Raw genomic sequence first — 254 nt, forward strand, 5'->3', positions numbered from 1 at the left:
TGGAAAAGTTCAAAACGCGTAAGCAAGCCATACAACGAATTTTCGAATACATCGAAATCTGGTACAACCGGGAGCGTGTTCACTCGTCCATCGACTTTCGTTTTCCTGCACTTTCGTTATTTCCTGGAGCCAAACCCGCCCATGAGCACAGATTAGCGGCGGATGGAAATTGATCCATGTCCCGCCCGATTTCCGCTAGGATTTGCTCTGCTGTTCGTCGACCGACGCCGGGGATGGTGTCTATTAACTCCAGG

1 pseudogene is annotated in these 254 nt (G+C 50.4%); it reads right to left on the reverse strand.

Annotated elements, in window-relative coordinates:
- Positions 1 to 91: 91 nt before the first annotated feature.
- A pseudogene (locus J3482_RS22235) lies at positions 92 to 254 on the reverse strand (IS110 family transposase); the annotation flags it as partial.

Origin of the sequence: Alicyclobacillus suci (assembly GCF_017329615.1) — a bacterium.
Taxonomy (GTDB): Bacteria; Bacillota; Bacilli; order Alicyclobacillales; family Alicyclobacillaceae; genus Alicyclobacillus; species Alicyclobacillus suci.